This is a genomic window from Enterobacter cloacae complex sp. P40C2 (genome assembly GCF_014930695.1).
Lineage (GTDB): Bacteria > Pseudomonadota > Gammaproteobacteria > Enterobacterales > Enterobacteriaceae > Enterobacter > Enterobacter pasteurii.
Genome location: NZ_JADBRP010000002.1, coordinates 46,409 through 59,257, shown reverse-complemented (window position 1 = coordinate 59,257; position 12,849 = coordinate 46,409). Strand labels below are relative to the sequence as shown.

Annotated in this window: 7 protein-coding genes; 6 read left to right on the top strand and 1 reads right to left on the bottom strand. The window is 59.6% G+C overall.

Annotated elements, in window-relative coordinates; translation table 11 throughout:
• The first annotated feature begins 39 nt into the window (after positions 1–39).
• From hrpB to fhuB, 6 genes are all read left to right on the top strand, one after another.
• Complete coding sequence (hrpB, locus tag IM304_RS05550; protein WP_193355758.1) at positions 40–2,469, top strand: ATP-dependent helicase HrpB; 2,430 nt, start codon at positions 40–42, stop codon at positions 2,467–2,469.
• Between the two features lie 162 nt (positions 2,470–2,631).
• Positions 2,632–5,154: a bifunctional glycosyl transferase/transpeptidase gene (gene mrcB, locus IM304_RS05545; protein ID WP_193355756.1), complete on the top strand. Its 2,523-nt coding sequence runs from the start codon at positions 2,632–2,634 to the stop codon at positions 5,152–5,154.
• A gap of 237 nt (positions 5,155–5,391) precedes the next feature.
• A complete protein-coding gene (fhuA, locus tag IM304_RS05540) occupies positions 5,392–7,641 on the top strand; it encodes a ferrichrome porin FhuA (protein ID WP_193355755.1) in 2,250 nt (749 codons plus the stop codon).
• Between the two features lie 50 nt (positions 7,642–7,691).
• Entirely contained in the window at positions 7,692–8,489 is a 798-nt protein-coding gene (fhuC, locus tag IM304_RS05535) for a Fe3+-hydroxamate ABC transporter ATP-binding protein FhuC (protein ID WP_193355753.1), read from the top strand.
• Positions 8,489–9,379 (top strand): Fe(3+)-hydroxamate ABC transporter substrate-binding protein FhuD, encoded by an 891-nt coding sequence (gene fhuD, locus IM304_RS05530; protein WP_193355751.1) that lies wholly within the window; start codon positions 8,489–8,491, stop codon positions 9,377–9,379. The genes fhuC and fhuD overlap by 1 nt, the downstream gene beginning before the upstream one ends.
• A complete protein-coding gene (gene fhuB, locus IM304_RS05525) occupies positions 9,376–11,358 on the top strand; it encodes a Fe(3+)-hydroxamate ABC transporter permease FhuB (RefSeq protein WP_193355750.1) in 1,983 nt (660 codons plus the stop codon). The genes fhuD and fhuB overlap by 4 nt, the downstream gene beginning before the upstream one ends.
• Before the next feature lie 81 nt (positions 11,359–11,439).
• On the opposite strand, the gene hemL is transcribed toward fhuB, so the two are convergent.
• The gene (hemL, locus tag IM304_RS05520) at positions 11,440–12,720 is read right to left on the bottom strand and encodes a glutamate-1-semialdehyde 2,1-aminomutase (protein WP_193355749.1); all 1,281 of its coding nucleotides are present in this window, start codon (positions 12,718–12,720) and stop codon (positions 11,440–11,442) included.
• Positions 12,721–12,849: the final 129 nt, after the last annotated feature.

The following is a 12,849-nucleotide window of genomic DNA, read 5'->3' as shown; positions in this document are numbered from 1 at the left end:
CAATGTACGCCGAATAAAGTTAACCCTCTGGAGCCGTAAGTGTCTTCTTTGCCCGTCGCCGTCGTCCTTCCTGAGCTTCTCGCAGCCTTAGAACATGCGCCGCAGGTTTTGCTCAGCGCGCCCACGGGAGCGGGTAAATCTACCTGGCTGCCCCTGCAAATTCTGCGCGAGGGGAAGATCCGCGGGAAAATAATTCTGCTGGAGCCGCGCAGACTGGCCGCGCGCAACGTGGCGCAGCGCCTGGCGGAACTGCTGAATGAAAAACCGGGCGAGACGGTGGGCTACCGCATGCGTGCTGAAACCTGCACGAGCGCGTCCACGCGGCTTGAGGTGGTAACCGAAGGCATTCTCACCCGCATGCTGCAAAACGATCCGGAACTGTCCGGCGTCGGGCTGGTGATCCTCGATGAATTTCACGAGCGCAGCCTGCAGGCGGATCTCGCCCTTGCGCTGCTGCTCGACGTTCAGCAGGGGCTGCGCGATGACCTGCGGCTGCTCATTATGTCGGCGACGCTGGATAACGAGCGGCTCCGGCAGACGCTCCCTGACGCGCCGATGATTGCCTCCGAAGGGCGTGCCTTCCCGGTTGATCGCCGCTATCAGCCGCTTGCTTCCCACCAGCGTTTTGACGAAGCCGTGGCCATCGCCACCGCCGAATTGCTCCGTCATGAACCCGGCTCGCTGTTGCTCTTTTTACCCGGCGTGGGCGAAATCCAGCGCGTGCAGGAGCAGCTTGCATCCCGGGTGAGCCGCGACGTTATGCTGTGCCCGCTGTACGGCGCGCTGCCGTTGGCCGAGCAGCGCAAGGCGATTCTTCCCGCACCGGCAGGGCAGCGCAAGGTGGTGCTGGCGACCAATATCGCTGAAACCAGCCTGACCATCGAAGGCATTCGCCTGGTGGTGGACAGCACGCAGGAGAGAGTGGCGAGTTATGATCCGCGTACCGGGCTGACCAGGCTGCTGACGCAGCGCATCAGTCAGGCCTCGATGATCCAGCGCGCGGGCCGCGCGGGGCGTCTTGAGCCGGGGATTTGTCTGCATTTAACCAGCGCAGAGCAGGCGGAACGAGCGGCAGCGCAGAGCACGCCTGAGATAGTGCAAAGCGATCTTTCCGGGCTGGTGATGGATCTGTTGCAGTGGGGCTGCCCCGATCCTGAGCAGCTCACCTGGCTTAATCCCCCGCCTGGCGTGAACGTCACCGCCGCGCGTAACCTCCTGACCCAGCTTGGCGCGCTGGAAGGCGAGCGTCTGACGGCGCGCGGCCAGAAAATGGCGGCGCTGGGTAACGATCCCCGCCTGGCGGCGATGCTGACGGCAGCCCGGGACGATGATGAAATTGCCACGGCGGCAAAACTGGCGGCTATTCTTGAGGAGCCGCCTCGCGGTGGCAGCAGCGATCTGGAACAGGCGTTTTCGCGCAATCAGGGAAACTGGCAGCAGCGGGCGCAGCAGCTGTGCAAACGCCTGAACAGTAAAGGGGGATCGCCTGCTGGCGAAAATATCCCGTTCTTGCTGGCACAGGCCTTCCCGGACAGGATCGCGCGCCGTCGCGGGATTGACGGGCGCTATCAGCTGGCAAACGGGATGGGCGCGATGCTCGACAGCGATGATGCCCTGACGCGTCACGAGTGGCTGATCGCCCCGCTGCTGCTTCAGGGCAGCCATTCGCCGGACGCGCGCATATTGCAGGCGATTGCCGTTGACATCGATGCCCTGACGCGTGCGTGCCCGCAGCTGCTTCAGCAATCTGACATCGTGGAGTGGGATGATGCTCAGGGCACGCTAAAGGCGTTTCGTCGGAGCCAGATCGGCAAGCTGACGCTCGGGTCGATACCGCTGGCGAAACCGTCGGAAGACGAGCTTCACCAGGCGATGCTGAACGGCATTCGCGAAAAAGGGTTGAGCGTCCTGAACTGGACGCCGGAGGCTGAACAGTATCGCATTCGTCTGCACTGCGCGGCGAAGTGGCTGCCGGAATACGCCTGGCCCGCGGTTGACGATGAGGCGCTGCTCGCTACGCTTGAGCAGTGGCTGCTGCCGCAGATGAGCGGCGTACACTCGCTGCGCGCCCTTAAGGCGCTCGATGTTAAGACAGCGTTACAGAATTTACTGGACTGGTCGTTACGTCAACGTCTGGATAGTGAACTGCCTGGGCATTACACTGTGCCAACCGGGAGCCGGATTGCCATTCGTTATCATGAGGATAATCCTCCGGCGCTGGCCGTGCGCATGCAGGAGATGTTTGGCGAGGCCACCACGCCGTCCATTGCTGAAGGGCGGGTGCCGTTAGTGCTTGAGCTGCTGTCGCCTGCGCATCGTCCGCTGCAGATAACCCGCGATCTGGGGGCGTTCTGGGCGGGAAGTTACCGCGAGGTGCAGAAAGAGATGAAGGGGCGATATCCCAAACACGTCTGGCCGGACGATCCGGCGAATACGGCGCCGACGCGGCGCACGAAAAAATATTCGTAGTGGGGGAGTGCGGCCTGAAAGGGAAAGTGCGGCCTGATGCCCTCACCCCGGCCCTCTCCCACAGGGAGAGGAAGAAACACACTTTGAGAGATTTCTTCTTTCACTGACCTGTGAAAGGAAAGAAAATCTGGCCTTTGCGCCTGAATGTTGCGGAGAAAAAGCATGGCGGGGAATGACCGCGAGCCAATAGGACGTAAGGGAAAGCCAACGCGTCCGGCGAAAGAAAAGGTGAGCCGTCGTCGCCTCAGAGATGAGGAATATGACGATGACTATGAAGACGATTATGAGGATGAGGAACCGATGCCGCGTAAAGGGAAGGGCAAAGGGCGCAAGCCTCGCGGGAAGCGCGGCTGGTTCTGGCTGCTGCTGAAGCTGTTCATTGTTTTTGTTGTTCTGATCGCGATTTACGGCGTTTATCTGGATCAGAAGATCCGCAGCCGTATCGACGGGAAAGTCTGGCAGCTGCCTGCGGCAGTGTATGGTCGCATGGTGAACCTTGAGCCAGAGATGTCCATCAGCAAGAACGAGATGGTGAAGCTGCTGCAGGCCACGCAGTATCGTCAGGTCACGAAAATGACGCGTCCTGGCGAGTTTACCGTTCAGGCGAAAAGCATCGAGATGATCCGCCGTCCGTTCGACTTCCCGGACAGCAAAGAGGGGCAGGTGCGCGCGCGTCTGACCTTTGACGGCGATCGCCTGGAAACCATTGAGAACATGGATAACGACCGCCAGTTCGGTTTCTTCCGTCTCGATCCGCGTCTGATTACCATGCTGTCGTCCGCAAACGGCGAACAGCGCCTGTTCGTGGCGCGTAACGGCTTCCCGGACCTGCTGGTGGATACGCTGCTGGCAACCGAAGACCGTCACTTCTACGAGCACGACGGCATCAGCCTCTACTCCATTGGTCGTGCGGTACTGGCGAACCTGACCGCGGGGCGCACGGTGCAGGGGGCAAGTACCCTGACCCAGCAGCTGGTGAAGAACCTGTTCCTCTCCAGCGAGCGTTCTTACTGGCGTAAAGCCAACGAAGCGTACATGGCCGTGCTGATGGATGCGCGCTACAGCAAGGATCGTATCCTTGAGCTGTACATGAACGAGGTGTACCTCGGCCAGAGCGGTGATAACGAGATCCGCGGCTTCCCGCTGGCGAGCCTGTACTACTTTGGCCGTCCGGTGGAAGAGCTGAGTCTCGACCAGCAGGCGCTGCTGGTAGGTATGGTGAAAGGGGCGTCGATCTACAACCCGTGGCGTAACCCGAAACTGGCGCTGGAGCGTCGTAATCTGGTGCTGCGTCTGCTGCAACAGCAGCAGGTCATCGACCAGGAGCTGTACGACATGCTGAGCGCGCGTCCGCTGGGCGTTCAGCCGCGCGGTGGGGTAATCTCTCCACAGCCTGCATTTATGCAGATGGTGCGTCAGGAGCTGCAGTCGAAGCTCGGGGATAAAGTTAAAGATCTCTCCGGCGTGAAGATCTTCACGACCTTTGATTCCGTGGCGCAGGATGCGGCAGAAAAAGCGGCGGTTGAAGGGATCCCGGCGCTGAAGAAGCAGCGTAAGCTGAGCGATCTGGAAACCGCGATGGTTGTGGTTGACCGTAACACCGGCGAAGTTCGCGCGATGGTGGGCGGTGCTGAGCCGCAGTATGCGGGCTACAACCGTGCGATGCAGGCGCGTCGTTCGATCGGTTCACTGGCAAAACCGGCGACCTACCTGACCGCGCTGAGCCAGCCGAACCTCTATCGCCTGAACACCTGGATTGCCGATGCGCCAATCTCTCTGCGCCAGCCTAACGGCCAGGTATGGTCTCCGCAGAACGATGACAAACGGTTCAGCGGTCAGGTGATGCTGGTGGACGCGCTAACCCGCTCGATGAACGTGCCAACGGTTAACCTCGGTATGGCGCTGGGTCTGCCGGCGATTACCGATACCTGGCAGAAGCTGGGCGTGCCGAAAGATCAGCTGCATCCTGTTCCGGCCATGATCCTTGGCGCGCTTAACCTGACGCCAATCGAAGTGGCGCAGGCGTTCCAGACCATCGCCAGCGGCGGTAACCGCGCGCCGCTCTCTGCGCTGCGCTCGGTGATTGCTGAAGATGGTTCCGTGCTGTATCAGAGCTTCCCGCAGGCCGAGCGCGCGGTCCCGGCGCAGGCTGCCTATATGACGCTGTGGACCATGCAGCAGGTTGTGCAGCGCGGTACCGGCCGTCAGCTGGGGGCGAAGTATCCGGGTCTGCACCTGGCAGGTAAAACCGGTACCACCAACAACAACGTGGATACCTGGTTCGCCGGTATCGATGGTCGTGAAGTGGTGATCACCTGGGTGGGCCGCGATAACAACCAGCCGACCAGGCTGTACGGTGCGAGCGGTGCGATGTCGATTTACCAGCGCTATCTGGCAAACCAGTCCCCGGTGCCGCTTAACCTGGTTGCGCCGGAAGATATCGTCGATATGGGCGTGGATAGTTCCGGTAACTTTATCTGCGGCGGTGGCGTGCGTTCACTGCCGGTCTGGACGACCAATCCGGATGCGCTGTGCCAGCAAAGTCAGCCAGAGCAGCCGACCGGCAATCCGTTTGACCAGTCTTCTCAACCGCAGCAGCAGCAACAACAGCCGCAGCAGCAGGAAGAGAAGAAGGACAGCGACGGCGTCGCCGGCTGGATCAAGGATATGTTCGGCGGGAACTAACCATCCCGATACCCCCTTCCCGGGAAGGGGGTATTTTTTCACCTCGGCAACTCATTTCCTTAACCCCGTTTTCAACCCTTATTAACGACCCATTTTCCGTTGATTATTTCTTAAACCCTTAATTCTTGTAGGGCCGCATATCGCTTGCTATGCCGTCAGCGTTTCGCATATTATTCTGCGGTCATAATAATAATTCTCGTTTACGTTATCATTCACCTTTTTCATCAGAGATCCATCATGGCGCTTTCCAATACTGCTCAGCCAATTAACACGTCGCTGCGTAAAATCGCAGCCGTCGTAGCCACAGCGGTTGCCGGCATGTCTGCTTACGCACAGGCCGCTGAAACCCCCAAGAAAGAAGAAACGATCACCGTGACTGCCGCACCGGCTGCACAGGAAAGTGCCTGGGGTCCTGCTGCGACTATCGCCGCGCGTCAATCCGCGACCGGAACCAAAACAGACACCCCAATTCAAAAGGTTCCACAGTCTATTTCTGTGGTAACTGCCGAAGAGATGGCGCTGCATCAGCCACGTTCCGTTAAAGAAGCGTTGAGCTATACCCCGGGCGTTGCGGTAGGCACCCGGGGTGCTTCAAATACCTATGACTACCTGGTTATTCGCGGTTTCGCGGCCGATGGCCAGAGCCAGAACAACTACCTCGACGGTATGAAGATGCAGGGCAACTTCTATAACGACGCGGTGATTGACCCTTATATGCTGGAGCGTGCTGAAATCATGCGCGGCCCGGTTTCCGTTCTGTACGGAAAAAGCAGCCCTGGTGGCCTGCTGAACATGGTAAGTAAGCGTCCAACAACCGAGCCGCTAAAAGAGATCCAGTTCAAAGCTGGCACCGACAGTCTGTTCCAGACCGGCTTTGACTTCAGCGATGCCATCGACGATGACGGCGTTTACTCTTACCGACTGACGGGCGTTGCGCGTTCAAATAATGCGCAGCAGCAAGATAAAGGCGAGCAGCGTTATGCCATCGCGCCATCATTCTCCTGGCGTCCGGATGATAAAACGACTTTCACCTTCCTCTCCTACTTCCAGAACGAGCCTGAAACAGGTTATTACGGCTGGCTGCCAAAAGAAGGTACGGTTGATCCGCTGCCAAACGGCGACCGACTGTCGACGGACTTCAACGAAGGTGCGAAGAACAATACCTATTCCCGTAACCAGAAAATGGTGGGGTATAGCTTCGACCACGAATTTAACGACACCTTTACCGTGCGCCAAAACCTGCGTTTTGCCGAGAACAAAACCTCGCAAAACAGCGTTTACGGCTACGGCGTATGTACCGATCCGGCAAACAGCGGTAGCAAACAGTGTGCTGCGTTAGCTCCTGCCGATAAAGGTCATTATCTGGCGCGTAAGTACGTTGTCGATAATGAAAAACTGCAGAACTTCACCGTTGATACCCAGCTGCAGAGCAAATTTGCGACCGGCCAGGTTGACCACACCCTGCTGACCGGCGTTGACTTTATGCGTATGCGCAACGATATCAACTCCTGGTTTGGCTATGACGACTCTGTACCACTGCTGGATCTCTACAATCCGGTAAACAGCGATTTTGATTTTGGCTCAAAAGATCCGGCAAACTCCGGCGCGTATCAAATCCTCAACCGCCAGAAACAGACCGGTTTGTATGTTCAGGATCAGGCGCAGTGGGATAAAGTGCTGGTGACGCTGGGCGGCCGTTACGACTGGGCCGATCAGGAGTCATACAACCGTGTATTGAATACTACCTCCAAACGTGATGATACTCAGTTTACCTGGCGTGGCGGCGTTAACTATCTGTTCAATAACGGCGTAACCCCTTACTTCAGCTACAGCGAATCCTTTGAACCGGCTTCACAGACCGATGCTCAGGGTAAACTGTTCTCTCCGTCTAAAGGCAAGCAGTACGAAGCGGGCGTGAAATACGTGCCGAACGATCGTCCGATCGTGATCACCGGTGCAGTGTATCAGTTGACCAAAACCAACAACCTGATGGCCGATCCTGCGGGCTCATTCTTCTCCGTTGAAGGCGGTGAGATCCGTGCCCGTGGTGTAGAGCTGGAAGCGAAAGCGGCGCTGTCTGCAAGCGTTAACGTTGTGGGTTCTTATACCTATACCGATGCGGAATACACCACCGACACCAACTACAAAGGCAACACGCCAGCCCAGGTACCAAAACACATGGCCTCTGTCTGGGGTGACTACACGATGTTTGATGGCCCGCTGTCTGGCCTGACGTTGGGCACCGGCGTTCGTTATACGGGCTCCAGCAAGGGCGATCCGGCGAACTCGTTTACTGTGGGCAGCTATACCCTGGTTGATGCGTTAGTCCGATATGACCTGGCGCGCGTGGGCATGGCGGGTTCAAACGTCGCGCTTCACGTGAACAACCTGTTCGATCGTGAGTACGTTGCCAGCTGCTTCAACACCTATGGTTGCTTCTGGGGTGCTGAACGCCAGGTTGTCGCCACGGCGACCTTCCGCTTCTAATCTCTTTATGGGCACGGTTCGCCGTGCCCTTTTTATTTAAGTTGGCTGATATGCAGGATAACAAAACGCAATCCGACTCCACCTTCACGCTCAACAATCTCTCCTTTCGCGTACCCGGGCGCACCCTGCTGCACCCGCTCTCTTTGACGTTTCCCGCAGGTAAAGTGACCGGATTAATCGGGCACAATGGTTCCGGTAAATCGACGCTGCTGAAGATGCTGGGCCGCCACCAGCCGCCGTCCGAGGGCGACATTCTGCTGGATGAGCAGCCGCTGGCGGGCTGGAGCAGTAAGGCCTTTGCCCGCAAGGTGGCTTATCTGCCGCAGCAGCTGCCGCAGGCGGAAGGGATGACGGTGCGCGAGCTGGTGGCGATTGGACGTTATCCGTGGCACGGTGCGCTCGGGCGTTTTGGCGTTGCTGACAGAGAGAAAGTGGAAGAGGCGATTGCGCTGGTCGGGTTAAAACCGCTGGCGCACCGCCTTGTGGATAGCCTGTCCGGTGGCGAACGCCAGCGCGCGTGGATCGCGATGCTGGTGGCGCAGGACAGCCGCTGCCTGCTGCTCGACGAACCTACCTCCGCGCTGGATATTGCCCACCAGGTGGACGTGCTGGCGCTGGTGCACCGTTTAAGCCAGCAGCGCGGCCTGACGGTGATTGCCGTTCTGCATGATATCAATATGGCCGCGCGTTATTGCGACTATCTGGTGGCGCTGCGCGGCGGTGAAATGATCGCCCAGGGCACGCCTGACGAGCTGATGCGCAGCGAAACGCTGGAACATATCTACGGTATACCTATGGGGATCCTGCCTCACCCTGCCGGGGCTGCACCGGTGAGCTTCGTTTACTGATGCTGGAGTCTACACGCATAAGCCGCCGTCGCCTGCTGACGGCCATGGCGCTCTCGCCGCTGCTGTTAAAGATGGCTCCGGCCCGCGCCGCTGCTATCGATCCGCACCGCATTGTGGCGCTGGAGTGGTTGCCCGTCGAGCTGATGATGGCCCTGGGTATCACGCCCTACGGCGTGGCCGATATCCCTAACTACACCCTGTGGGTGAATGAGCCCAAACTGCCGGACTCCGTCATCGATATCGGTCTGCGTACGGAGCCGAACCTTGAGCTTCTCACGCAGATGAAGCCGTCTTATTTATTCTGGTCTGCGGGGTATGGCCCATCGGAAGAGACCATGGCGAAGATTGCTCCCGGACGGGGCTTTTCCTTCAGCGACGGTAAAAAGCCGCTGACCATGGCAAAAAACTCCATTCACGAGATGGCGCATTTCCTCAACCGTGAAGCGGAAGCAAAAAAACACCTGGATGAATTTGATGCGCTGATTGATTCCCTTAAGCCGCGCTTTGCCGACCGCGGCGATCGTTCGCTGCTGATGGTGACGCTGCTGGACGCCCGCCATATGCTGGTCTTTGGAAAGAACTGCCTGTTCCAGGAAGTGCTCGACAGCTTTGGCATTCGCAATGCCTGGGAAGGCGAGATGACGTTCTGGGGAAGCACCGCCGTGGGCATTGACCGCCTGGCGGCGTTTCGTGACGTTGACGTTCTGTGCTTTGACCACGGCAACGAGCGTGAAATGCAAACCCTGATGGCGACCCCGCTCTGGCAGGCGATGCCGTTCGTGCGCGAACGGCGTTTCCTGCGCGCGCCTGCGGTATGGTTTTACGGCGCGACGCTGTCGGCGATGCATTTTGCGCGCGTGCTGGATCGCACGCTGGGAGGCAGGGCATGAGTACGCGTATTGCCCGCTTCCCGGTGCTGCTGCTGGCGCTCATTTTCCTGGCTGCCCTGGCGCTGACCGGCTTCAACCTGACCACGGCGTTACCGCGCGAGCAGTGGGCGGCCGCGGTTGCCGCACCGGATATCGATAATATTCAGCAAATGCTGTTCCACTACAGCCTGTTGCCGCGTCTTAGCATCTCTCTGCTGGTCGGAGCGGGCCTGGGGCTGGTGGGCGTGCTGTTCCAGCAGGTGCTGCGTAACCCGCTGGCGGAGCCAACCACGCTTGGCGTGGCGACGGGGGCACAGCTGGGGATCACCGTTACCACGCTCTGGACGCTGCCGGGGGCATTAACCTCGCAGTTTGCCGCGCTGGCAGGCGCCTGCGTGGTTGGTGCGCTGGTCTTCGGCGTGGCCTGGGGTAAACGCCTTTCGCCGGTCACGCTGATCCTCGCCGGGCTGGTCGTTAGCCTCTACTGCGGGGCAATCAACCAGCTGCTGGTGCTGTTTCACCACGACCAGCTGCAAAGCATGTTTATGTGGAGTACCGGAACGCTCACCCAGACCGACTGGAGCATCGTCCAGCGCCTGTGGCCTCAGCTGTTTGGCGGCGTGGTGCTTACGCTACTGCTGCTGCGCCCGCTGACGCTGATGGGCCTCGATGACGGCGTGGCGCGTAACCTGGGGCTGGCGCTGTCGCTGGCCCGCCTGGCGGCCCTCACCCTGGCGATTGTGCTGAGCGCGTTGCTGGTTAACGCCGTCGGCATCATCGGATTTATCGGCCTGTTTGCGCCGCTGCTGGCAAAAATGCTCGGCGCGCGGCGTCTGCTGGCGCGCCTGATGCTGGCGCCGCTGATTGGCGCGCTGATCCTCTGGCTTTCCGATCAGCTCATTCTCTGGCTGGCGCGCGTCTGGATGGAAGTGTCGACGGGCTCGGTGACGGCCCTTATCGGCGCGCCGCTGCTGCTGTGGCTGCTGCCGCGGCTGCGGAGCATCAGCGCCCCGGCGATGGATGCCGGCGATAAAATCTCTGCCGAGCGCCAGTCGGTGATATGGTTCAGCCTTGCCGGGCTGGCGGTGCTGGCTATCGCTTCGTTTGCCGCGCTCTCGCTGGGGCGTGACGCCACGGGCTGGCACTGGGCGACGGGGGATTTGCTGAATGAGCTCATGCAGTGGCGCTGGCCGCGGATCTTCTCCGCGCTGATTGCCGGCGTGATGCTGGCGGTGGCGGGCTGTATTATACAGCGTCTGACCGGTAACCCGATGGCAAGCCCGGAAGTCCTGGGCATCAGTTCCGGCGCCGCGTTTGGCGTGGTGTTGATGCTGTTTCTCGTGCCGGGGAATGCCTTCGGCTGGCTGATGCCTGCCGGAAGTATCGGTGCGGCGGCGACGCTGATGATTATCCTGATCGCCTCCGGGCGCGGCGGTTTCTCGCCTCACCGCATGCTGCTGGCCGGGATGGCGCTGAGCACCGCGTTTACCATGCTGCTGATGATGTTGCAGGCGAGCGGCGATCCGCGCATGGCGCAGATCCTGACCTGGATCTCCGGCTCGACGTATAACGCCACCGGCAGCCAGGTGGTGCATACCGGGATCGTGATGATCGTACTGCTGGCGATAGTGCCGCTGTGCCGCCGCTGGATGACCATTCTGCCGCTGGGCGGGGACACCGCGCGCGCGGTCGGGCTGGCGCTGACGCCAACGCGTATCGCCCTGCTGCTGCTGGCCGCGTGCCTGACGGCGACGGCAACCATGACCATTGGCCCGCTCAGTTTTGTTGGCCTGATGGCGCCGCATATCGCACGTATGATGGGCTTCCGCCGCACGATGCCGCATATCGCGATCTCTGCCCTGACGGGCGGGGCGATCCTGGTCTTTGCTGACTGGTGCGGAAGGATGGTGCTGTTCCCGTATCAGATCCCGGCGGGCCTGCTGTCGACCTTTATCGGCGCGCCGTACTTTATCTATCTGTTGAGAAAGCAGAGTCGGTAATAAAAGTAAACGGCAATCCTTGGATTGCCGTTTTAGCGTTTGCTCCCTCTCCCTGTGGGAGAGGGTATCAAGCCGCACATTTTACAGCTTCGCAAACGCCTTACGCGCTGCGTCGATGGTGTTATTGATATCTTCTTCGCTGTGCGCCACGGACATAAAGCCCGCTTCAAACGCTGACGGTGCCAGATATACCCCTTCTTCCAGCATCAGGTGGAAGAAGCGTTTGAAGCGTTCTACGTCGCACTTCACCACGTCCTGATAGCAGGTGACGGTTTTCGCGTCGGTGAAGAAAATGCCGAACATACCGCCGACGTGGTTAACCACCAGCGGAATACCCGCCTCTTCTGCGGCTTCCAGCAGGCCGTTCGCCAGCTGCGTCGTCCGGTCCGTCAGGGTTTCGTGGATACCCGGCTGCGCCACTTCGGTCAGACAGGCAAAGCCCGCCGCCATCGCAATGGGGTTACCGGAGAGCGTACCCGCCTGGTAAACCGGACCGGTTGGCGCCAGCGCGTCCATCACGTCCTTACGGCCACCAAACGCCCCGACAGGCATGCCGCCGCCGATAATTTTGCCCAGACAGGTGAGGTCAGGCTCAACGCCATAATAAGACTGGGCGCCCGCCAGCGCCACGCGGAAGCCGGTCATCACTTCGTCGATGATCAGCAGCGCGCCGAACTCATCACACAGCGCGCGCAGGCCCGGCAGGAAATCCGGCTGCGGTGGGATGCAGTTCATGTTGCCCGCCACCGGTTCGACGATGATGCAGGCGATCTCCTGCGGATACTGCTCGAACGCCGCGCGAACGGTGTCCAGATCGTTATAGGTGCAGGTGAGAGTGTGTTTTGCGAAATCAGCCGGCACGCCCGGAGAGTTAGGCTGACCGAGCGTCAGCGCGCCGGAACCGGCTTTTACCAGCAGGCAGTCGGCGTGGCCATGGTAACAGCCTTCGAACTTGATAATCTTGTCACGGCCGGTAAAGCCGCGCGCCAGACGGATGGCGCTCATGGTCGCTTCCGTACCGGAGTTCACCATACGTACCATGTCCATTGTCGGCACCAGCTCGGTGACCAGCTCCGCCATTTTGACTTCCATCTCGGTTGGCGCACCGAAGCTCAGGCCGCGCTGAGCGGCTTCAATCACCGCGTTGCGGATCGCCGGGTGGTTATGCCCCAGCACCATTGGCCCCCAGGAGCCGACGTAATCGACATAGGCTTTGCCATCCACATCATACAGATACGCGCCATCCGCACGTTCGATAAACAGCGGAGTGCCACCCACGCCGGTAAAGGCGCGCACCGGTGAGTTTACGCCGCCTGGGATAAGCTCGCGGGCTGCGCTGTAGAGGTTTTCAGACTTGCTCATGGCGTCGTTCCTGGTTCGTAGAAATAAGTTAAGGAGACTATTCTAAGTGATCCGGATGAGGTTATAAAATTTTTGCCCCGTAAAGGGCTTAACAATTGTTAAGTATTTTTCAGGGGACGAGGGGACTGT